This window comes from Bradyrhizobium sp. U87765 SZCCT0048, assembly GCF_018131225.1.
Taxonomy (GTDB): Bacteria; Pseudomonadota; Alphaproteobacteria; order Rhizobiales; family Xanthobacteraceae; genus Bradyrhizobium_A.
Window position 1 is genome coordinate 992,697 of record NZ_JAFCMM010000001.1, and the last position, 19,806, is coordinate 1,012,502.

Annotated in this window: 22 protein-coding genes; 7 read left to right on the forward strand and 15 right to left on the reverse strand. The window is 64.8% G+C overall.

The genetic code is table 11. The features are described from left to right. Positions 1–18: 18 nt before the first annotated feature. The 3 genes from JQ639_RS04355 to JQ639_RS04365 form a co-directional block, all read right to left on the reverse strand. Entirely contained in the window at positions 19–879 is an 861-nt protein-coding gene (locus JQ639_RS04355) for an NADPH-dependent oxidoreductase (RefSeq protein ID WP_211969515.1), read from the reverse strand. A gap of 183 nt (positions 880–1,062) precedes the next feature. Continuing rightward, on the reverse strand, positions 1,063–1,494 hold the full coding sequence (locus JQ639_RS04360) for a hypothetical protein (protein ID WP_249123512.1): 432 nt from the start codon (positions 1,492–1,494) through the stop codon (positions 1,063–1,065). Continuing rightward, the gene (locus JQ639_RS04365; RefSeq protein WP_211969513.1) at positions 1,494–2,096 is read right to left on the reverse strand and encodes a helix-turn-helix domain-containing protein; all 603 of its coding nucleotides are present in this window, start codon (positions 2,094–2,096) and stop codon (positions 1,494–1,496) included. Before JQ639_RS04365 ends, JQ639_RS04360 begins: the two co-directional genes overlap by 1 nt. A 674-nt stretch (positions 2,097–2,770) precedes the next feature. On the opposite strand from JQ639_RS04365, the gene groES reads away from it, so the two are divergent. The 3 genes from groES to JQ639_RS04380 all read left to right on the forward strand — a co-directional run bounded on the left by groES (position 2,771) and on the right by JQ639_RS04380 (position 5,703). Further along, on the forward strand, positions 2,771–3,058 hold the full coding sequence (gene groES, locus JQ639_RS04370) for a co-chaperone GroES (protein ID WP_211969512.1): 288 nt from the start codon (positions 2,771–2,773) through the stop codon (positions 3,056–3,058). Between the two features lie 93 nt (positions 3,059–3,151). Continuing rightward, positions 3,152–4,777, forward strand: coding sequence for a chaperonin GroEL (gene groL / locus JQ639_RS04375; RefSeq protein WP_211969233.1), 1,626 nt, complete (start codon positions 3,152–3,154; stop codon positions 4,775–4,777). Positions 4,778–4,896: 119 nt separating this feature from the next. Next, a complete protein-coding gene (locus JQ639_RS04380; protein WP_249123511.1) occupies positions 4,897–5,703 on the forward strand; it encodes a MetQ/NlpA family ABC transporter substrate-binding protein in 807 nt (268 codons plus the stop codon). Between the two features lie 214 nt (positions 5,704–5,917). Here JQ639_RS04380 and JQ639_RS04385 read toward each other — a convergent pair whose 3' ends face one another. The 9 genes from JQ639_RS04385 to JQ639_RS04425 all read right to left on the reverse strand — a co-directional run bounded on the left by JQ639_RS04385 (position 5,918) and on the right by JQ639_RS04425 (position 15,005). Then, complete coding sequence (locus tag JQ639_RS04385; protein WP_211969231.1) at positions 5,918–7,060, reverse strand: NAD(P)-dependent alcohol dehydrogenase; 1,143 nt, start codon at positions 7,058–7,060, stop codon at positions 5,918–5,920. 64 nt (positions 7,061–7,124) lie between these two features. After that, positions 7,125–8,585 carry an aldehyde dehydrogenase family protein gene (locus tag JQ639_RS04390; protein ID WP_249123510.1) on the reverse strand — a complete coding sequence of 487 codons (1,461 nt, stop codon included), beginning with the start codon at positions 8,583–8,585 and terminating at the stop codon, positions 7,125–7,127. Between the two features lie 67 nt (positions 8,586–8,652). Continuing rightward, on the reverse strand, positions 8,653–9,669 hold the full coding sequence (locus tag JQ639_RS04395; protein ID WP_211969230.1) for a branched-chain amino acid ABC transporter permease: 1,017 nt from the start codon (positions 9,667–9,669) through the stop codon (positions 8,653–8,655). Next, complete coding sequence (locus JQ639_RS04400; RefSeq protein ID WP_211969229.1) at positions 9,666–10,532, reverse strand: branched-chain amino acid ABC transporter permease; 867 nt, start codon at positions 10,530–10,532, stop codon at positions 9,666–9,668. The genes JQ639_RS04395 and JQ639_RS04400 overlap by 4 nt, the downstream gene beginning before the upstream one ends. Further along, positions 10,519–11,262, reverse strand: coding sequence for an ABC transporter ATP-binding protein (locus tag JQ639_RS04405; RefSeq protein WP_249123509.1), 744 nt, complete (start codon positions 11,260–11,262; stop codon positions 10,519–10,521). The genes JQ639_RS04400 and JQ639_RS04405 overlap by 14 nt, the downstream gene beginning before the upstream one ends. Further along, positions 11,259–12,047 (reverse strand): ABC transporter ATP-binding protein, encoded by a 789-nt coding sequence (locus JQ639_RS04410; RefSeq protein WP_211969228.1) that lies wholly within the window; start codon positions 12,045–12,047, stop codon positions 11,259–11,261. The genes JQ639_RS04405 and JQ639_RS04410 overlap by 4 nt, the downstream gene beginning before the upstream one ends. Then, positions 12,022–13,275, reverse strand: coding sequence for an ABC transporter substrate-binding protein (locus tag JQ639_RS04415; protein WP_249123508.1), 1,254 nt, complete (start codon positions 13,273–13,275; stop codon positions 12,022–12,024). Before JQ639_RS04415 ends, JQ639_RS04410 begins: the two co-directional genes overlap by 26 nt. Before the next feature lie 141 nt (positions 13,276–13,416). Then, a complete protein-coding gene (locus JQ639_RS04420; RefSeq protein ID WP_211969226.1) occupies positions 13,417–14,310 on the reverse strand; it encodes a helix-turn-helix domain-containing protein in 894 nt (297 codons plus the stop codon). Positions 14,311–14,537: 227 nt separating this feature from the next. After that, positions 14,538–15,005 (reverse strand): MarR family winged helix-turn-helix transcriptional regulator, encoded by a 468-nt coding sequence (locus JQ639_RS04425; protein WP_249123507.1) that lies wholly within the window; start codon positions 15,003–15,005, stop codon positions 14,538–14,540. Between the two features lie 252 nt (positions 15,006–15,257). On the opposite strand from JQ639_RS04425, the gene JQ639_RS04430 reads away from it, so the two are divergent. Further along, positions 15,258–15,410: a hypothetical protein gene (locus JQ639_RS04430; protein ID WP_211969225.1), complete on the forward strand. Its 153-nt coding sequence runs from the start codon at positions 15,258–15,260 to the stop codon at positions 15,408–15,410. A 121-nt stretch (positions 15,411–15,531) separates the two neighbouring features. Here the strand turns inward: JQ639_RS04430 and JQ639_RS04435 are convergent, their stop codons facing one another. Continuing rightward, positions 15,532–16,476, reverse strand: coding sequence for a sensor domain-containing diguanylate cyclase (locus JQ639_RS04435; protein ID WP_211969224.1), 945 nt, complete (start codon positions 16,474–16,476; stop codon positions 15,532–15,534). Between the two features lie 314 nt (positions 16,477–16,790). On the opposite strand from JQ639_RS04435, the gene greA reads away from it, so the two are divergent. Next, entirely contained in the window at positions 16,791–17,270 is a 480-nt protein-coding gene (gene greA / locus JQ639_RS04440) for a transcription elongation factor GreA (protein WP_211969223.1), read from the forward strand. Positions 17,271–17,414: 144 nt separating this feature from the next. Here greA and JQ639_RS04445 read toward each other — a convergent pair whose 3' ends face one another. Then, positions 17,415–18,221 (reverse strand): NAD-dependent protein deacetylase, encoded by an 807-nt coding sequence (locus JQ639_RS04445; RefSeq protein WP_211969222.1) that lies wholly within the window; start codon positions 18,219–18,221, stop codon positions 17,415–17,417. Between the two features lie 39 nt (positions 18,222–18,260). On the opposite strand from JQ639_RS04445, the gene JQ639_RS04450 reads away from it, so the two are divergent. Then, positions 18,261–18,428 (forward strand): hypothetical protein, encoded by a 168-nt coding sequence (locus JQ639_RS04450; RefSeq protein WP_211969221.1) that lies wholly within the window; start codon positions 18,261–18,263, stop codon positions 18,426–18,428. On the opposite strand, the gene JQ639_RS04455 is transcribed toward JQ639_RS04450, so the two are convergent. Further along, complete coding sequence (locus tag JQ639_RS04455) at positions 18,404–18,541, reverse strand: hypothetical protein (protein ID WP_211969539.1); 138 nt, start codon at positions 18,539–18,541, stop codon at positions 18,404–18,406. The genes JQ639_RS04450 and JQ639_RS04455 overlap by 25 nt on opposite strands. A gap of 142 nt (positions 18,542–18,683) precedes the next feature. Between JQ639_RS04455 and JQ639_RS04460 the strand changes: the two genes are divergently transcribed. Further along, positions 18,684–19,754 carry an LLM class flavin-dependent oxidoreductase gene (locus JQ639_RS04460; RefSeq protein WP_211969508.1) on the forward strand — a complete coding sequence of 357 codons (1,071 nt, stop codon included), beginning with the start codon at positions 18,684–18,686 and terminating at the stop codon, positions 19,752–19,754. Positions 19,755–19,806 lie beyond the last annotated feature (52 nt).

A 19,806-nucleotide genomic window follows, 5' to 3' on the forward strand; every position in this document is an offset into this window, starting at 1 on the left:
CGAGGGACTCGCCGACAGCTATCGCAGTTCGTGGCCGAGGGCGCGCAGCACCTCGACCAGTTTATCCCGCCCCTTGAGCGCGGCAATCGAGCCGAGACGATTGACGACCGCCTGGATCCAGCCCGTCGCCGGAAGGCTCTGGTCCTCCTGGAATCGGCGCAAGGTCGCATCGTAAACAGCAATCCCCTCTTTTTCGCCGTCCGCGCTGTAGCGTTCGCGATGGACCACCACGCCCTGCCCCAGCCGCGGCTTGACCTGCGCAGGCGTTGCGGGATCCGGATAGCCGACGCACAGGCCGAACACAGGCGCGACATGCGCCGGCAGGCCGAGCTCGGCGGCAACCGCCTGCGGCCTGTTGCGGATCGCCCCGATATAGACCGCTCCAAGCCCCAGCGATTCGAGCGCGACGACAGCGTTCTGTGCCGCCAGCGCGGCATCGATGACCGCGACCAGAAACGTCTCGAGGTACGGCAAAGCCTCGCCGGCGCGACCGCTGTGCTGAAACAGCCGTTCGGCGCGCGACAGATCCGCGAGCCAGACCAGAAACAGCGGCGCCTGCCGAATGTGAGCCTGAGCGCCGGCGAGATCGGCCAGTCGCGACTTGCGCTCGTCATCCTCGACCACGACGACACTCCAGGCCTGCAGGTTCGACGACGAGGCTGCTGATTGCGCGGCCGCAATCGCGATCTCTATCGTCCCCGGTGGCAGCGCCTTGGGCAGATAACTTCGCACGGACCTGTGGCCGATGAGGCCGGCAAGGACATCATTCCAGAGCCCCCGCGTATCGGGCACGTGAGGACCATATCGCCGCTGCAGCGCCACGTCCGCCGCAGACCTGCTGCTCGTATCCGATTCCAGCGTGTCGTTCAGGACCCTCATTGCTGTCTCTCTATCCGGCAGCGGCACCGCATTGCATGCGTCCGTCGCAGTCTGAGCGCACTCCGATCGCCAATATATTCGCGGAGCCTCCGCAATAATATCGGGACCTCCGCTGTATTGGCGGCTCTGGCGACTTGTTGGAGGAAAATCTCCAACACATTCATTCTCGAATTGAGATCAGATTCAGAAGACCATACCCCTGACGACGACGGACGGAGTGATTTCGTCCCCGCGCATGGAGATCCCGATGAATCCCGCAATGCAGACCATGATGCCGATGATGGGCGGCATGTCCCCGATGATGAATGGCATGATGCCGATGATGGGAGGCATGCCGGGCATGACCGCCATGGCAATGCCGATGATGATGTGCAAAGTCACCTGCACGATGACCGCCAACGGCATGACCTGCGACATGGCGCCGATGGATCCGGCCATGAAGGACATGTTCATGCAGTGCTGCCAGAACATGATGAGCATGATGGGCACCGGCATGCCGATGATGATGAACTGCGGCGGCATGATGATGATGTGCATGATGCCGATGAAATGAGCGCCTTCCCGGCGTGAACTGACCGAAGGCCGGCGAACCTCCGGCTTTCGGTGTTTCCGCATCAACCGACGGTCTCGACATAGGTCATGACCAGATAGAGGATCGCCTCTTCCGCCCCGAGATTGCGGTAAGTGTGCGGAACGTCCGCGTCGAAAAGAATAGCATCCCCTTCGTTCAGGACCTGGGGACGTCCGGCCGCCGACGAGATTTCAACAGCCCCCCTGGCAACAACGACATTCTCGCGGGTTCCCACCGCATGGGCGTCGGCTTCCTCGCGATGCAACGGCGCCAGCCGAAGCTCGTAGAATTCAACCTTGCGCTCGCTGTCGAATGGAAACAGTGCACGGGAGGTGAACCGGCCCTGGTTCGACGACAGCAGCTTGGCGTCCGCCCGCCGAAACACCTGCGTTCCGCGATCATCCTCCACCGCGATCAGGCTGGCGAACGGCACCCCCAACGCGGTCGCCACCTTCCACAGAAGCCCGATGGTCGGAACGCTCTTGCCCGCCTCGATCTGTCCGAGCATGGCGCGGCTCACGCCCGAGTGCTTGGCAAGACGCTCCAGCGAATATCCCTGCCGGACGCGCAGCCGGCGCAGGTTGCGCCCGACGATCAACGGCAGATCGATCACGGGATCGAAAGGCTGCGAGCGGTCATCGTCCACCGCGCGCGGCGCCGCACGCGCGACGTCTTGCCCAACGTCTGTCTCACTCACGGGATCGTCGGCAGTTGCGGTACGAACACGTACGCGGGCCAGACCCAGAAGTAGCTGACGACAAATCCAAAGGACATTGGCGCGGCGGCCGTGACGCCTTGCGGCGCACGCTCGCCCGCCCGTCGGGCCCGATACAACTGCAAATCGAATACTTCCGCCGTTCGACCGGTCACAGCCGCCCTCTTACCTGACAGCGCATTTCACCGGAATGCGCCCCTGAGATGCTGGCGCAACAGCGCCCGCCGATCAATGTGCCGGACAACAAAACGACGCGAGCGACATTCTCGCGCCGTTTTTCAGGATGTTATTTCCGAAATCGTCCCCGCAACAGTCGAAAGCCACGCACAACCTCGTCGTTTTGCACGCAGCATCCGCGGCGGATTTCCGTCGTCGACGGCGCACCAGCGCCGCCACATTGGACAACAGATGGAAGTACAAAATCTCACGCGACTCTCAGCCATCGATCACAATCGTCCATATCGGCTGTGAACTTTAAAATGGACAGAAGATCTCCCGCGCCTAACTTTGAAGGTCCACCGCGATGCGCGGGATCGTCCGGTCGACTTCAGCATCGACGTCCCGCCGACATCGCCTCCAAGCATCACCAGACCGAAGAGAGGCTCATGAGTTTCCGTCCCCTGCACGACCGCGTCGTGATCCGTCGCATTGAAGAAAGCTCAAAAACCAAGGGCGGGATCATCATTCCCGATACCGCGAAGGAAAAACCCCAGGAAGGCGAAATCGTCGCGGTCGGCTCCGGTGCGCGCGACGAAAACGGCAAGCTCGTGCCGCTCGACGTCAAGAAGGGCGATCGCGTTCTGTTCGGCAAGTGGTCCGGCGCGGAAGTGAAGATCAACGGCGAGGATCTGCTGATCGCGAAGGAGGCCGATATCCTCGGCATCATCGGCTGACGCGCGCTCCACGCCGCCCGACCACAAGTTCTCTCTCCATTTCACCTGCCTAACTTCATCGCGGCGCCTCCGCCGCCCCTTCAGGAGACATTCATGCCAGCCAAGGACGTCAAGTTTTCCGCCGATGCACGCGAGCGCCTGCTGCGCGGTGTCGACACTCTCGCCAACGCCGTGAAGGTTACGCTTGGGCCGAAAGGCCGCAATGTCGTCATTGAAAAATCGTTCGGCGCTCCGCGCATCACCAAGGACGGCGTCACCGTCGCCAAGGAGATCGAACTCGAGGACAAGTACGAAAACCTCGGCGCGCAGCTTCTTCGCGAGGTTGCATCAAAGACCAACGACCTCGCCGGCGACGGCACCACAACCGCGACCGTGCTGGCGCAAGCGATCGTCCGCGAAGGCGCCAAGGCCGTCGCAGCCAGCCTCAATCCGCTTGATCTCAAGCGCGGCATCGACCTCGCCGTCGCCGAGGCCATCAAGGACATCGAGAAGCGCGCCAGAAAGGTCCAGTCGCCCGAAGAGATCGCTCAGGTCGGCACGATCTCGGCCAATGGCGACGCGTCCGTCGGCAAGATCATTTCATCGGCCGTCCGGCGCGTCGGCAACGATGGCGTCATCACGGTCGAGGAAGCCAAGAGCCTGGATACCGAACTCGATGTCGTCGAGGGGCTCCAGTTCGATCGCGGCTATCTCTCCCCCTATTTCGTCACCAATGCCGAAAAACTCACGGTCGAACTTGAGGATCCCTACATCCTGATCCACGAGAAAAAGCTGACGACGCTGCAGCCCCTGCTGCCGATCCTCGAAGCCGCGGTGCAATCCGGCAAGCCCCTGCTGATCATCGCCGAAGACGTCGAGGGTGAGGCGCTGGCGACGCTGGTGGTCAACAAGCTGCGTGGCGGCCTCAAGATCGCCGCCGTCAAGGCGCCGGGCTTCGGCGATCGCCGCAAGGCCCTGCTCGAGGACATCGCCATTCTAACCGGAGGGCAGACGATCTCTGAGGATCTCGGCATCAAGCTCGAGAACGTGACACTCAACCAGCTTGGGCGCGCGAAGCGCATCCGCATCGACAAGGAGAACACCACCATCGTCGCAGGCGCCGGCAAGAAGAAGGACATCGAGTCGCGCGCGGCCCAGATCAAGGCTCAGATCGAAGAAACGACCTCTGACTACGATCGCGAAAAGCTGCAGGAGCGCCTCGCCAAGATCGCGGGCGGCGTCGCCGTGATCCGTGTCGGCGGCGCGACGGAAATCGAGGTCAAGGAGCGCAAGGACCGGGTCGACGACGCCCTCAACGCCACCCGCGCCGCGATCGCCGAAGGTATCGTGCCGGGCGGCGGGGTCGCGCTGCTGCGCGCCAAGACTGCGGTCGGCAAGCTCACCCATGACAATCCGGATGTGCAGGCCGGCATTCACATCGTGCTGAAGGCGCTGGAAGCCCCGATCCGCCAGATCGCGACCAACGCCGGTGTGGAGGGCTCGATCATCGTCGGCAAGATCCTCGAGAACCGCTCGCAGACCTTCGGCTTCGACGCCCAGGCCGAAGCCTATGTCGACCTGATCGAGGCTGGCATCGTCGACCCGGCCAAGGTCGTTCGCACCGCGCTGCAGGATGCGGCTTCGGTCGCGTCGCTGATCGTGACGACGGAGGCTCTCGTCGCTGAGTTGCCGAAGGACAAGACCGCAGCAGCGCCTCCAGCGCCCGGCGTCGATTTCTGACGCGCAACGTCGGCGCAAGCCCGCGCCGGACAGACATCTGCCATGGCATTCTGTCCGGCTCGCCTCGCAGCCATCCAGGGAAAGTGCCCTTCCTTCCATCGAACACGAGAATGACAGCAATGACGACACCATCGACCCGGCGCGCCGTTCTCAAGATCGGCGCTGGCTTCGCCATTGCCGGCGCCGCGGCAGGCCGCGCATCTGCCCAGGACAGGCCGCTGCGCATCGCGCTGGCGACCAGCATTTCGAACCAGGCCGCCGAAATCGCCGCCAAGGAAGCCAAGGCGCAAGGACTGGCGGTCGACCTGATCGAGTTCAACGACTGGAATACCCCGAACCGGGCCGTGGCCGATCGCGAGGCGGACGCCAACCTGTTCCAGCACGTGCCGTTTCTCGAATTCACCAACGCCCAGACCGGCTTCGGCCTCGTCCCGGTCGCCATCGCCTTCAGCACGCCATTTGCATTGTACTCGAAAAAGGTTGCCGCTCTGGATGCCCTTCCAGACAACGCACGGATCGCGCTATCGAGCGATCCCGTCAACACCGGCCGCGGCCTGCTTCTGCTGCAGCGCGCCAGGTTGATCGAGTTGAAGGCCGGCGCCGACCATCGCGCCAGGATCGAAGACGTCGCAGCTTATCGCAAGCCCGTGCGCATCGTGCAGCTCGACGGTCCGCAGATCGCGCGCTCGCTCGACGATGTCGACGCCGCCGCGACCTACCCGACTTTCGCCAAGCTCGCCGGTCTCGATCCAGCCGCTGGACTGATCTTCGAGAACGATTCGATTTACGCCTTCCGCTTCGTGACACGCCCCGATAGCGTGACCGATCCGCGCCTGCTCCGTTTCATTGCGATCTACAGGAACTCCGATGCCGTGAAGGCCAGGTTGCGTGAGCTGTACGGCTCCCTGGTGTCGTTTCCGGCCTGACCCCGAAAAGGGGCTGGCAGCCGCGACCGCCCTGTCCTCGCAAGCAGCGGTCACGGCCGTCGGCGGCTTGCCTGACAAACCTCGGCCTGGATCGCAAGATCCGATGGCCTCAAAGAAGCGAGCCGCGCCAGACGACGCAGCCGACGATCTCGATCTCGTCGGCGCGATCACACAGACAGGACCGTCCTGGAGGATCGCACCATTCTCGATCCGTCTATGGCTCCATCAGCAGAACGGGCTTGATCGTCATACCGCTCTTCATATCGGCCACTGCCTCGTTGATCCGGCTCAGAGGATAGTGACGGATCAGGCGGTCGATGGGAAAACGGCCTCCGCGATACAGGGCGATCAGCTCGGGAATGAACTGCTTCGGCACGCTGTCGCCCTGCAGGATGCCGCGAATGGTTCGGCCGAACAGAATGTGGGTCATGTCGAAGGCGACCTCGATGCCGAGCTTCGCACCGCCGATCAGGCCGCACACGCCGCGGACCTGCAGCATGTCGACCGCGGCCCGGAAGATGGCTGGATTGGCGGTCGTCTCCAGCGTATAGCGCACGCCGCCGTCAACAAGGCCGCGCACCCGCGCGACCAGATCGCCGTCGCGAGGATCGAGCGTGTGGGTGGCGCCGACCTCCCGCGCCAGAGCCAGACGCTCGCGATTGATATCAACAGCGACGATCACCGCGCATCCGGCGACGGCCGCCGCCATGATCGCCGCCAGGCCGACCGCACCGGCCCCGGTCACCGCGATCGACGAGCCCGGCTCCGGCCGCAAGGTGTTCAGCACCGCGCCTGCGCCGGTCTGAAGCCCGCAGCCCAGCGGCGCCAAGATATCCAGCGGCAGATCGCGGTCGACCACCACCGCATTGGCCTCGGTCGCGATGGCTTGGCTCGCGAACGAGGACTGGTGAAAGAACGCGCCGCTGATCGGCTCGCAGGCGAACCCGCCCGCCGGGAGCGACGACGGCTGACGAATGGGCGACGGCACGTCCCAGTTGCTGCCGGAGTAGCGCCGCCCGGAAAAATTCATCTCCATGTGATGCCAGCAATAGGACGCCTGGCCGGCGGCACAACTCGGACAGGCGCCGCATGCGGCGAACGACAGCAGGACGTGGTCACCGGGTCGGATCGTCGTCACAGCAGGGCCGACCGCTTCGACGACCCCCGCCCCTTCGTGGCCCAGCACTGCCGGCAGCGGCATGGGATAAGCCTGGTTGCTGATCATTAGGTCGGTGTGGCAGATGCCGGAAGCGACCATTCTGACCCGGATCTCGTCGTTGACCGGATCGTCGAGCTCCAGCGCTTCGATCAGGAAGGGACCGCCCTTGTCGCGGACGACCGCAGCATTGATTTGCATGGGATGTTGTTCTCGTCACAGATGAGCGGCGAGCCAACTGACACGCTGGCTCGCCATGACTTGGTCAGAACGGATAGGCCGGCACGGTGTCGCTCACCGTGACCCATTGCCATTGGCTGTACTCGTCCATGACCGATGGGCCACCCGACCGTGCGCCGTTGCCCGACGCTCCCATGCCGCCGATCGGACCGAAGACCTCATGATTGACGGTCTGATCGTTGATGTGAACGATGCCGGTTTTCAACTGGGCTGCCACCCGCATCGCGCGCGCCTGATCGGCCGTGAACACCGAGGCGACGAGGCCGTAGGCGCTGCCGTTGGCCAGCGCGATGGCCTCCTGTTCGGTCCGGAAAGTTACGATCGGAGCGATCGGTGCGAAGATCTCGTCCTTGTAGACGGGCATCTCCGCCACGACACCGGCGACAACCGTCGGCTGAAAATAGAGACCATCACATCGCCCGCCCGCGACAACCTGTGCCCCGGCCGCGACGCTGGCATTGAGCAGATCCACGGCACGCGCCGCCTGCCGCATGTTGATCATCGGCCCGAGATGAACCTGCGTCGTGTTGGGATCGCCGGCATGAAGATTGCGCGCCCGCGCGGCGAGCTTTTCAACATAGGCCGCGGCCACGGATTCCTGCACCAGATGGCGGCCGATGGTGAAGCAGATCTGCCCCTGGTGAAAGAAGGAGCCGAATGCCGTCGCCGAGGTGACCGCGTCGAGATCGGAATCCTCGAACACGATGGCGGCGTTATTGCCGCCAAGCTCGAGCGCAACCTTCTTCAGCGTCTTGCCGGCATTCTCGGCGACCTTGCGGCCAGCGGCAGTGGATCCGGTGAAGGAGATCATGTCGACATCGGGATCGTGCGTCAGGGCTTCTCCGGCCTCCGGGCCTCCGGGCACGACACAGAAAACACCTGCAGGCAGCCCGGCCATCTCGAACAGCCTGGCCAGGGCATAACCGCCGCAGACGGGGGTCTGGATGTCGGGCTTCAGCACCACCGCATTGCCCATGGCCAGCGCGGGCAACACGACGCGTGCCGCAAGGATAAACGGCGAATTCCAGGGCGTGATGACGCCGACAACCCCGAGCGGCACACGCCGCGCATAGCTGGCGCGCGCCAGCGAGCTCGACAGGATGTGCCCCACCGGCTGACCGGTGAGCGCCGCGATCTCGATCGCCTCGCGCGCGGAGGTCATGATCTCGAACGGCGCCTTGGGCGGGATGGAGCCTGTCTCGCGCACGATCCAGCGCCCGATCTCCTCAGCATGGGCTTCGCACAGCGCCGCAAACCTGCGCAGGACATCGCCGCGCTCGGTCGGAAGGCGCGCGGCCCATGCCGGCTGCGCGGCCCTGGCCGCCTGCGCGGCCGCCGCGACATCAGCCGCGGTGCCCGCGACACCGTGAAACAGGGTCTCGCCGGACGCCTTGTCGGTGACGGGCACGCTGGCCCCGGCCGCCTCGCCAAACCTGCCGAGATAGATCGTGCCTGACATTGCCGGAGAGACGACAGTTCCCATCATGCTGGGCTCATGGGTCATTGGTATCCTCACTGTTGATGGCTGGAGTCGTGGAGTGTCGCTGCGCGTGTCATGACGGCCGGCGCCGGATCGGAAACAGCTCGACATTGGTCCAGCGCGCGATCAGTCCCCAGGCGCCGCCCGGCGCGAACAGCATGGCCGCGACGGCGACCGCGCCCAGCACGACGAGGTAAATCGGGCCGTAGCCGGCAAACAGCGTCCGAAGCACAAAGAAAATGAGGGTGCCGATGAACGGCCCTTCGATGCGTCCGGTGCCGCCGATGATCACGATGAACAGGACATAGGCGGTCCAGTCGAGCAGGCTGAAGGCGGAATCCGGCGTCATCCGCAGCTTCATCAGAAAGATGAGACCTCCGGCCACGCCGGTTGCGAACCCCACGGCGATATAGACCATCCGCTTGATGCGCATGGCATCGACGCCGAGTGCCTCCGCAGCGCGTTCTGAATCCCGGATCGCGACCAGCGCAAGACCGATGCGCGAGCGCATCAACAGATAGATCGCGACAATCGTCACGGTGGCGAGCGCCAGCGCCAACGCCAGGAACACCGTCGCCCGCGCCTCCGGGCTCGCCCCCAGCGTGCGCACGACCGCGGCGGGCAGGCTCAGCCCCGATCCGCTGCCGAGGCCCGGCGTGATCGCTACCGTCAGCAGGCAGATCTCGGCGACAACCCAGGTGCCGATGGCAAAGTGCGCGCCCTTCAGCCGAAAGATGAAGACCGACGCGACCGCGGCGGCAACGAGCCCGGCGACGCCGCCGACCAGCAAGGCCGGTAGCGGCGGAAGCCCGAGGCCGGTCGCCGCAGAGAAGAAGGCATAGCCGCCGAGCCCGACATAGGCCTGCTGCCCGACCGAAACGAGACCAGCGTAACCGGCCAGCAGATTCCACAGCTGCGCCAGCGTAAGATAGATCAGGATCTCGCTGAGAAGGCGTAGTGAAGCAGGACCCAGGACCTGCGACATCACAAGGCAGCCGGCAGCGGCGACCGCGATACCGAGCATCGGCACGATGGCGGCCGCCTGCCCCCTCCCGCCCCTGACCATGCCGTGAAGCAATCCGTCCGTCATGCCTGCAGCACCTTCGGAAACAACCCGTTGGGCCGCAGCAGCAAGACCGCCAGGAAAACCACATGGCCGGCGAGCATCTGCACGCCAGGATCGATCCGGGCGCCCAGCGCCTGCGCGAGCCCCAGCACCAGCCCGCCAGCCAGCGCCCCCCAGAAGCTTCCGAGGCCGCCGATGATGACAACCTCGAAGGCGGTCAACAGCCGCGCGGGGCCGAGCGTCGGATCGAAGTTGGTCCGCACCGCCATCAGCACCCCGGCGATGGCGATGACCGCGAACGCGATCGCCGACGCCAGCGCATAGACATTGTTGTGATTGACCCCCATCAACCGCACGGTTTCCGGATCGTCCGAGGTCGCGCGCAGCACGCGGCCAATCGCGAGGCGATAGAAGACGAGCTGCAACAGGCCGATCACCGCGAGGGCCGTCACGGCCACGATGATCGGATAGATCCCGATCGCCGTGCCGCCGACCGAAAGGCTCGCGGTCTCGATTGCGCCAGCCTGCAGCTTGCGGGTATCGCCGGAGAAGACCTGCAATAGCGCGTTCTGAAGAATGATCGACATCCCGAAGGTCACGAGCAGCGCCGCCATCGGATCCCTGCCGACCACACGATTGAGCAAGCCGCGCTGCAGCAGATAGCCGAACGACGACATCGCGGGAACGACCACCAGCAGCGACAGAAAAGGATGGACCGGGACTGTCCAGGTCACCACCAGCGATGCGAAGCCGGCGAGCACGATAAAGTCGCCATGCGCCAGGTTGACGGTGCGCATGACGCCGAAGACCAGCGCCAGCCCTGCCGCGAACAGCGCGTAGAGGCCGCCGAGCATCAGCGCCTGCACCAAAATCTCAAGAACCAGCATGCGCCACGCCCTCCAGACCGAAGTAGGCTTCCGTGATCGCCTGGCGCGACAAGGCCCGCGGCGAGCCCTCCAGCGCGACTCGGCCGGAGCGCAGGCAATAGAGACGGTCGGCAGCGACCATCGCCTGCGAAATGTCCTGCTCGACGATGATCATCGCCATGCCTTCAGCCCGGATCGACGCCAGCCGTGCGTAGAGTTCGCGCACCACCACCGGCGCGAGGCCGAGCGAGGCCTCGTCACACAGCAGCAACCGGGGATTGGCCATCAGCGCACGGCCGATCGCCACCATCTGCTGCTGGCCGCCGGACAAGGCGGTGCCGGCACTGCTTCTGCGCTCGGCGATGTTCGGGAACAGGGCGTAGACGCGATCGAGCGTCCAGGCGCCGGCGCGGCCCGCGTGCGCCCCCATCAACAGATTCTCCTCGACGCTGAGGGAGGAGAATAACCTGCGCCCCTCCGGCACCAGGGCGATGCCATTCCTGACAATCGCCTCCGCCAGCCAGTGCCCGATCGGTGCGCCCGCGAGGCGAATGGTGTCCGCCCGCGCCGGCAGCAGGCCCGCGATCGACTTGAGCAGGGTCGACTTGCCGGCGCCGTTCGAGCCGACCAGCGCGACGCATTCGCCGGCATCGACATGCAGGCTCATGCCGAACAGCGCCTGAAATTCGCCATAGAAGGCATCGAGCGCGGCAACCGAGAGCAAGGCAGTCCGCATTGCAGGATCGGTCATTGCAGGACGTCCGTATCAGGTTCCATGCCGAGATAGATCTCCCGCACCTGCGACGAGCGCATCACGCCATGCGGTTCGCCCTGCGCGACGATCCGGCCACGATCGAGCACAATGAGGCGCTGCACCACACTGAGCAGTGCGTGCACGATGTGTTCGATCCAGATCACCGTCGTTCCGCCGAGATGAATGGCCTTGATCAGCTCGACAAGCTCAAGGCATTCTGCCTCGGTGAGACCACCCGCGATCTCATCGAGCAGCAGGAGCTCTGGCTGGGTCGCCAGCGCGCGAGCGAGTTCGAGCCGCTTGCGGTCAAGCAGCGTCAACGCCCCCGCCTGCATATCCGCCAGCCGCAGCAACCCCGTGCGCTTGAGCACATCGAGCGCCCGCGCCTCGGGAGGAGCCGCCTGTTGATCCCGCGCTGCGAAGACCGCGCCGACCAGAACGTTCTCGAACACCGACAGGCCGACGAAGGGCAGCGGGACTTGATAGGTCCGCGCAACTCCGAGACGGCTGCGCCGGCGGGCACCGAGCGCCGTGACATCGCACCCTGACATCAAAATCAAGCCACTCCCCGGAGCGAGATCGCCGCTGATCAGATTGAACAGCGACGTCTTGCCGGCGCCATTGGGACCGATGATGCCGACGGCATCCCCCACCGCGACATCGAACGAAATGTCCTCGGCGACGGCCACCGCACCAAAAGCGCGCGAGACCGAGCGCAGCGACAGCACCGTCGCAGCCGCAGTACTATCGCAGCGCTCAGGCGAGCGGCTGCATCTCGCCATTGGCCTTGATGTTGAGGGCCGTCGCGTTCGAGGTAATGACCAGATCATACTTGTATTTGCCACCCTTGGTGAGGCGCCACTGGCCACCGACAAGCGGGGTCTTGGCGACATTCCTGATCGAGGTATTCTTCCAGTCGACCTTGCCGACGACCGTATCCAGCGATGTCTCGCGAATGGCTGCGATCACGGCCTTGCGATCACCGATGTCGGCGGTGCGCTTGATGACATCGGTTGCGGTCTCGAACATCGCGTGAATGAACCCGATCGGCTGCGTCCACTGCTTGCCGGTCGCAGACGTGTAGGCGGCGGCGAGCTTGTCGGCCGAGAAGCCACTCACGGACGAGCGGAACGGGTGGTGCGGCGACCACCACACTTCGCTGGAGAGGTTATGCGCCGCGTCGCCGAGCGCCTCGACGGCGGCCGGAAACAGAATGGCTTTCGCGACCGAAGCGACTTTGGGTCGAAAACCCTGCTGGCGCGCCTGGGTCCAGAAGGTGGTGAAATCCGGCGGGATCGGCGCGCCGGTAATGATCTGGCAATCGGCCCGCTTGAAATTCGAAATGATCGCGGTGAAATCGTCGCTGAGCCCCTTGTAGAAGCCCGACGACGTGACCGCGTACTCACGCGCCTTGAGTCTCGCCGGAGCCCCCGTCACCGGATCGCCCCAGGCCCGTCCGTCCTCGTCGTTGGGAAAGATCCCCCCGACCTTCCTGTTGGTGGGGATCAGGTCCCACATGTCCGAGAACACCGCCATGATGTCCTCGAAGCCCCAGAAGAAATGAAAGGTCGAATCGAACCCCTTCTCCGGCGCCCCCCCGCGCGCGAACATCCAGGGCTGCCACGGACAGATCGAGGAAATGCAGGGCACGCCGTTGAGCTCGCACTGATCGGACACTGGATTGACCGTTTCCGGACCAGAGGCCACGACCACGATGTCGACCTTATCGCCGGAGATCAGCTCGTTGGCGACCTCGGCGGCGCGATTGGGGCTGGACTGGGTATCCTTGCTGATGATCTCGAGCGGATAAGTTCGCCCTGCGACCGTGATGCCGTTCTTGAACGCGTCGCGAATGCCGGCGAGCACGAACTGATCGGATTCGCCGAACAGCGCCAGCGCGCCGGATTGCGGACTGACATGGCCGATGCGAATGGTGCGGGCCTGAGCGACCGCCGGCGATGATATTCTCCCCGACAGCGCCACGAGACCGGCAGATGCGCCGGATGCCATCAATGTGCGACGCGATATCCCCGTCCGTGCCAACCGGTCCATTGCATTCCCCCCGCGTGATCGTTGCGGAGAGAATAGCTGGCGCGGTTCGGCACGCTTTGCCGGAGAAGCCCAATTGATGTTCTCGTCGGGGCCAGGGTCTCAGCCTTCGCGCATCTCGCTCGGCGCTTTTCCGAAACGCTGGCGGAAGCGCCTGCAGAAATGCGAGTTGTTCTTGAAACCCCAGCGATAGGCAATCTCGGACACGCTGGCGGACCGCCGCACCGGGCTCGACAGATCGCGCGCCGCCTGCTCCAGCCGCTCGAGCACGACATACTCCATCACACTGATCCCCTGGCGCTCGAACAGTTTGCCGAGGGAGCGCTTGGAGATGCGCAGCGCGCGCGCGATCTTGTCGGGTGACAGCGTCTCGTCCGTCAAGCCGGCCTGGATAACTGCCCGCGCCCTGGCGAACGGCACGAGGTCGCCCTCGATGACGGCCTCGTCGGGCCGGGCTTTCGAGGCGCCCGCGGAAAACAGATCAAGGACATTGTCGACCACGACGGCGAGGTCGTCTGGGCCCATCACCTCGATGTTGGCCGCAGCGGCGCGGAGCGTCGCGGCTGCGATCCGGCTGAGCGGCTCCTGCGGGCACACCTGAAAGCAGCCGCGCGAGCGCAGCGAACGCCATCGCTGTTCGACCGCCCGGCTCGGCATGCGCAGGGCGATATGATCGAAAGGCCCGTCGAAATCCAGGCGATGCGGCATCCGGGCGTCGTAGAAGAAAAATTCGCCGGGCCGGACCTCGAACTGCTGCTGCTCGACCTCGACCCTCATCAGGCCCTCGCGCTGCAGGAACAACATGACGAAATCGTCTCCGGTCTGGTCGATGCAGGCGCGCGACCGGCTCGCGCTATGGCGGGAGGCACGTAAAACGGCGAGGCCGCTGCCACCGGACGCGAATACAGAAAAGGAGCCGTCAAACTCCGCAGCGACCGGCAGCCGACATGCGACATCGACAAGACGCTCGGACACCGCCGCACGCCACGAATCCATGCGATGACGAAGCGCAAGATGCGCCGAATCGAATTGCGTTAACAAACCATCCTCCCCCTGTTCTTGCTTGCAGGCTGGCGCGGTCTTGTTTCTTCGCCGCTCCTCCGCCGCCTGCGTGAATGCCGCATTCAAATCGGAGCCCCCCGATCGTCCGCGTCACGTCAAGATCGCCTGCCGGCATCGGGTCGAGCGCCGCAATAGCCGGCTGGTCGCATGTCTCGATCTGCCTACCCGCCTTCGCCGGCCGCGAGCGGAGCCCGGCTAAGATCGTTGCCGCCTGCGACCGTTTTGGTCATCAGGCGGATCAATTGCACCCGCTCTGCTTCCGACAGACCGACAAGGATATCTCCCTGCAAGTCCGCGACGATCGGATCGAGCCGTTTGAGGAGCTTCGCCCCCGCCACCGTCAAGGCCAGCGACCGCGATCGCCGGTCCTGCCGATTGACATTGCGCTTGACGAGGCCCTTGCTCTCGAGCCGATCGACGACACCGCCGATCGTGACCCTGTCGTAAGCAATCAGGCCCGCGAGCGTCACCTGATCGAGCTCGGGATACTCCCGGATTGCACAGAGCGCACCGTATTGAACGGGCGTGATATCCTCGCCATGCCGCGCCATGGTCTCCGAGAACACCCCGGTCGAAATCTGATGGAGCCGGCGAACAAGATGGCCCGGCATCCCGTAGATTGGCAGCATCCTCAACGCCTTCGCAAATAGCCGGCCGCTTCGATGGACCGATGGTAAAACGTCGTATACTACGCAAATTGCGACCAGACAACCGACCGGGTACGGACGGCGCCTCCGACGACTATGGGCGGGGCCCCGATGGCTGCCTGGCGACAACGCTGGAACTCGTCCTTGGCTATGGTTCTGCGCCGCCCCCGCCGCTGAGCGACACGGACCGGCCATTTCGGCAGCGGCGTTGTCAGTTTCAACCGGACATACGACTTGTTGACGGCCTTCATCCAGCCGGCCATGGCCGCCTGGCATGATCGCGATGCCGCGCGAAATCGCCATCGCAACATGAAACGATGCAACAGCGCTTCCCAGCACCTGCGGCGAAAATCTGCACAACAGGCCGACGTGCAGCGTCTGGGGTGACGCCACGCGACAGCGCCATGAAGTCCGCTTCTGCCTGGTCGAGATCGCTGAGAATCCGCTCGGCCTGCCACACCAGACTTTTGCCGTGGTCGGTGAGTTCGCGGACGCCCGCATGGTCCTGCTAGGCCGCGCGGCTCTGCCCCTCATCTCCGAACAGATAGACCTTGTTGCATCCAGCGGCCTTGGCGTCGTAGAGCGCCATGTCGGCTTCTGCGAACAGTTCGGTGATCCGCCGACGGTGAGGACGGCCGACCAGCGCGACGCCGATCGACGCGCCGACTTCGAGGCGCATGCCATTCCAGAAAAACGGCCGGCTCAGCATGACGACGGCTTCCTGCAGCACGCGCGCGATCCGGGCCGGATTGACCGGCGCGCGCAGGATCAGCGCGAATTCGTCGCCACCGAGCCGAGAGACCAGACCCACACCGCAGAACGCCTGCCGCAGGCGCTGCGCGATCTCACACAGGCAGGCGTCTCCGGCCGGGTGGCCGAACGTGTCATTGAGCTCCTTGAAGCGATCGAGATCGACCAGGGCCAGCGCCGTCGCAAAGCCATGATTGAGGTTGTCGCCGGTGATTTCGCGATAACGCGTCTGGAAAACCGCACGATTGGCAAGGCCGGTCAGCGGATCGGTCTCGGCCTGCCGGCGCAGGCTATCCATGGCTTGACGGTCGGACGTGACGTCCTGCTTGGAGCCAAAGATCCGCGCCGGCTGTCCGACCCCGCCATCACTGTTGATCGTGAGACGCATCCAGCGCGTTTCGCCACGCCAGGTCCTGATCTCGGCATCGAGCGCGATCGCACGGCCCGTTCGAATGACTTCGGCACGGGCGAGTTCCATGTTGCGCCGGGATTCGTCGACATAGAGCGCGACAATATCCGCCCGCCGCAGCGGATTGCCGGCGGGATAACCAAAGATGTCGTAGACACCTGACGTCCAGGTCAGCCGCTCCGCCGCGAGCTCGCATTCCCATGCACCGATCCCGGCAAGGCTCAGGGCACGATCAAGACGCAAGCGAACCTCGGGCAGCGGCGGCGCGGCGGGATGGTCTGCTTCGTCTCTCATCGGCGATCCAGCGGTATCCGGGGATATTGCCTGCTGCTGCGTTAATGATCCCTCTATGTTGGCCTGTCATGACCGAGGACGAGCCAGCCGTGATTGTCGACCGAGGAACTCGACCGCACCACTGGAACCCGCATCGTACCGCACTGCCGTTGACGCCGTTGCCGCGTCGCAGAGCCCGCCGATACGGCGATCTGCCGCACGTCCATCCCCGAGACGCGATTGCTGGACCAGACTGCAACCTTCGCGCTATCTGTTTCACCCATGAACACGGGGCGGGCCCCCATGATCGCCCGGTGACATGAGGAGTGATCGACTTGAGCGTTGCCTTCACCAAGGAGGAGAGTGCTGAAACGGCGTCGGAAACCGTTCTTCCGGATCGGCCGGTTTCCCCTCACCCCAATCTCGTCACCGCGACGGGGTTGCAGGCGCTCGAAGCTCAACTCAAGGATGCGCAGGCGGCTTACGATGCCGCTCAGAAGATCGACGACATCAACGAACGGCGACGCCAGGCCGCAATCCCGCTGCGCGACGCGCGGTATTTCGCAGCCCGTCTTCGGACAGCGCAACTCGTTCCCGCCGCGGCTTCGACCGATGCCGTCGCGTTCGGCAGCACGGTCACGTTCAGCCGGGCCGGACGCATGCAGACCTATCGCATCGTGGGAGAGGACGAGGCCGATCCAAAGCAGGGGACGATCTCCTTCGTCTCGCCGATGGCGCGGCTGCTGGCCGGAAAGGCCGTCGGCGACATCGCCGAAATGGCCGGCCAGGAAATCGAGATCCTCGCGATCTCCTGAACCGCGTCGCCGTTCCGCGCTCGCCAACGAGGCATCCCGCCTGTCGCGCCAGCCCTGCTGGCAGGTCGCCTGCCGTCGCCACACCCCGAAGGCGACAACACGCTTTCATTTCGAGCTGAGCGTCCGAGGCGGGATCTCGCCGGTCTACAGCAGAAACGACAGCGCGGTCTCACACCGTTCCTCGACCTTCAATGCCAGAAGGTCATCGGCGCGTGTCCGGCCCAGATTGATCGCGGCAATCGGAATACCGCGGCGCGCCGCCATCTGCGCGAACCGAAACCCGGAATAGACCATCAGCGAAGAACCGACGATGAGCATGGCATCGGCCTGCTCCATGGCCTGCCGGGCGGCAGTGACCTGCTCTGCCGGGACGTTCTCGCCAAAGAAAACGACATCCGGCTTGAGCATGCCGCCACACGCTGCGCAGGGCGGCACGGCAAAGCCGGAGAAGTCGACGAGATCGAGATCGGCATCGCCATCCGGCAAGGTGGCCGCATCGAGGTCGACCCAATCGGCGTTGAGACGCACCAGTTCGTCCTGGACCTTCGCGCGGCTGATCGTGGCCGAACACGCCAGACATCGGACGAGATCGAGACGCCCGTGCAGATCGATCACTGCCGTGCTGCCGGCGGCCTGATGCAGCCGGTCGACGTTTTGCGTCAACAGAAGCTGGCAACGGCCGGCGGCCTCGAGGCGCGCCAGGGCGCGGTGCGCATCGTTGGGCGTCGCCTGCCCGAACCGCGGCCAGCCAATCATGCTGCGCGCCCAATAGCGGCGGCGTGTCAGGTCCTCGGCCACGAACGCCTGAAAACGGACCGGCGGCGCGCGCTTCCACTCCCCGTTGCCGTCGCGATAGTCCGGGATGCCCGAACTGGTGCTGCAGCCCGCCCCGGTCAGGACAAACAGCCGCTGGTGCCCTTCGATGAAGGCCGTAAGTGAAGAGTTTCCCATGCGCCCGATATCTAGGCGCTTCCAGCCGGAATACCAGTGATGCGCGCCGGCTCGTCCCGGGCCATCGCCGGAGCCTGCGCCTATCTTGCTGCCCCTTCCGGCGGGTTCGTCACCGGCAAAACGCTCACCGTCGACGGCGGCGGGCGGCTCTGGGGTGAAATCTGGACAACAGGCAAGTCATCCTATTTTTCGCGGTCACCGAAGTAGAAATTGTTCACTCCGTGCCCGCGATACGGCTTGCTGATCTCCGGGACCGGCTTGCCCGCACGGATTGAGGGCTGCTCGAACGCCTCGTGATCGGCCGAGCGGGAACCGGCCAATATCGCGTCTCCAACGATCGGCTTTTCAAGGGTCGATTCAGGGCGTATCCACGCGGGTCCATGTGACTGACCAGTGTCGCAGATCCGGCTGGGGCGATATCCAGACCGGCGCCGACACGCCTCCGGATCCGTAGCGCCCGTCATGAGCAATCCTTCCGAATTTCTCTGGTACATCCCCAACGACGTCAAGGCCGGCCACCGCGGCGATGCCGTTGCCGCTGACCACAACAGCCTCGAGACTTTGACCGGCCAGGCCCGCGCCCTCGAAGACAATGGCTGGAAGGGCGCCTTGATCGGCACCGGTTGGGGACGACCGGACACGTTCACGGTGGCGACTGCACTCAGCGCGCGCACGACCACCTTCGAACCGCTCATCGCGATCCGCCCGGGCTACTGGCAGCCAGCCCATTTCGCGTCCGCAGCCGCGACGCTCGACCAATTATCGGGCGGACGTGTGCGGATCAATATCGTGTCCGGCAAGGACAACCTTGCCGCCTACGGCGACAGCGACGGTGGCCAGGAGCATCGCTACGCCCGCACCAGGGAATTCATGCGACTGGTCCGCCGGCTGTGGACCGAGGAGAACGTCAACTTCACAGGCGATCATTTCCAGGTGACCGGCTCGACGGCCGCGCCGCGCATCACGCCCCGGCATGACCGTCGCCATCCGCCGCTGTATTTCGGCGGAGCCTCGGAGGCGGCCGAGCGCGTCGCGGCAGCGGAGGCCGACGTCCAATTGTTCTGGGGCGAGCCGCTCGACGGGGTCAGGGAGCGGATCGATCGCCTGAGAGCGTTGAGCGCCCAGCTCGATCGCGACCTCCCTCCCCTCGCATTCGGCCTGCGCATCACCACCGTCGTTCGCGAAACCTCGCAGCAAGCCTGGGCCGACGCCGAAGCCAGGGTGGCCGAGATGGCGAAAACGAATGGCGCGGGCTGGCAGGACCACAGGGAGGCCGTGGCCGTGGGACAACGACGGCTGCTGGATCTCCACACCCGGGGCGACGTCATCGACGACAATCTCTACACCGCGCCCGGGAAATTCGGCGGCGGCGGCGCCGGAACGACCTGGCTGGTCGGCTCGGCCGACGAGGTCGCCCGCTCGCTCCGCAAGTACCAGGCGCTCGGCATCACCCACTTCGTGCTGTCGGACACGCCTTATTTGCAGGAGATCAAGCGCCAGGGCGCATCGCTGCTGCCCCTGCTCAGGGATTGAGCGCGCCCACCGAAGTTGCGCCCCGGCGCCGCCGCTTTTCGTCCCGGCGCCG

Bases quoted from the DNA above. Each gene is read 5' to 3' on its own strand.
- JQ639_RS04355 (WP_211969515.1), bottom strand. From the start codon at position 879: ATGAGGGTCCTGAACGACACGCTGGAATCGGATACGAGCAGCAGGTCT.
- JQ639_RS04360 (WP_249123512.1), bottom strand. From the start codon at position 1,494: ATGCGGAAACACCGAAAGCCGGAGGTTCGCCGGCCTTCGGTCAGTTCA.
- groES (WP_211969512.1), top strand. From the start codon at position 2,771: ATGAGTTTCCGTCCCCTGCACGACCGCGTCGTGATCCGTCGCATTGAA.
- groL (WP_211969233.1), top strand. From the start codon at position 3,152: ATGCCAGCCAAGGACGTCAAGTTTTCCGCCGATGCACGCGAGCGCCTG.
- JQ639_RS04380 (WP_249123511.1), top strand. From the start codon at position 4,897: ATGACGACACCATCGACCCGGCGCGCCGTTCTCAAGATCGGCGCTGGC.
- JQ639_RS04385 (WP_211969231.1), bottom strand. From the start codon at position 7,060: ATGCAAATCAATGCTGCGGTCGTCCGCGACAAGGGCGGTCCCTTCCTG.
- JQ639_RS04390 (WP_249123510.1), bottom strand. From the start codon at position 8,585: ATGATGGGAACTGTCGTCTCTCCGGCAATGTCAGGCACGATCTATCTC.
- JQ639_RS04395 (WP_211969230.1), bottom strand. From the start codon at position 9,669: ATGACGGACGGATTGCTTCACGGCATGGTCAGGGGCGGGAGGGGGCAG.
- JQ639_RS04400 (WP_211969229.1), bottom strand. From the start codon at position 10,532: ATGCTGGTTCTTGAGATTTTGGTGCAGGCGCTGATGCTCGGCGGCCTC.
- JQ639_RS04405 (WP_249123509.1), bottom strand. From the start codon at position 11,262: ATGACCGATCCTGCAATGCGGACTGCCTTGCTCTCGGTTGCCGCGCTC.
- JQ639_RS04410 (WP_211969228.1), bottom strand. From the start codon at position 12,047: ATGGCGAGATGCAGCCGCTCGCCTGAGCGCTGCGATAGTACTGCGGCT.
- JQ639_RS04415 (WP_249123508.1), bottom strand. From the start codon at position 13,275: ATGGCATCCGGCGCATCTGCCGGTCTCGTGGCGCTGTCGGGGAGAATA.
- JQ639_RS04420 (WP_211969226.1), bottom strand. From the start codon at position 14,310: ATGGATTCGTGGCGTGCGGCGGTGTCCGAGCGTCTTGTCGATGTCGCA.
- JQ639_RS04425 (WP_249123507.1), bottom strand. From the start codon at position 15,005: ATGCTGCCAATCTACGGGATGCCGGGCCATCTTGTTCGCCGGCTCCAT.
- JQ639_RS04435 (WP_211969224.1), bottom strand. From the start codon at position 16,476: ATGAGAGACGAAGCAGACCATCCCGCCGCGCCGCCGCTGCCCGAGGTT.
- JQ639_RS04445 (WP_211969222.1), bottom strand. From the start codon at position 18,221: ATGGGAAACTCTTCACTTACGGCCTTCATCGAAGGGCACCAGCGGCTG.
- JQ639_RS04450 (WP_211969221.1), top strand. From the start codon at position 18,261: ATGCGCGCCGGCTCGTCCCGGGCCATCGCCGGAGCCTGCGCCTATCTT.
- JQ639_RS04460 (WP_211969508.1), top strand. From the start codon at position 18,684: ATGAGCAATCCTTCCGAATTTCTCTGGTACATCCCCAACGACGTCAAG.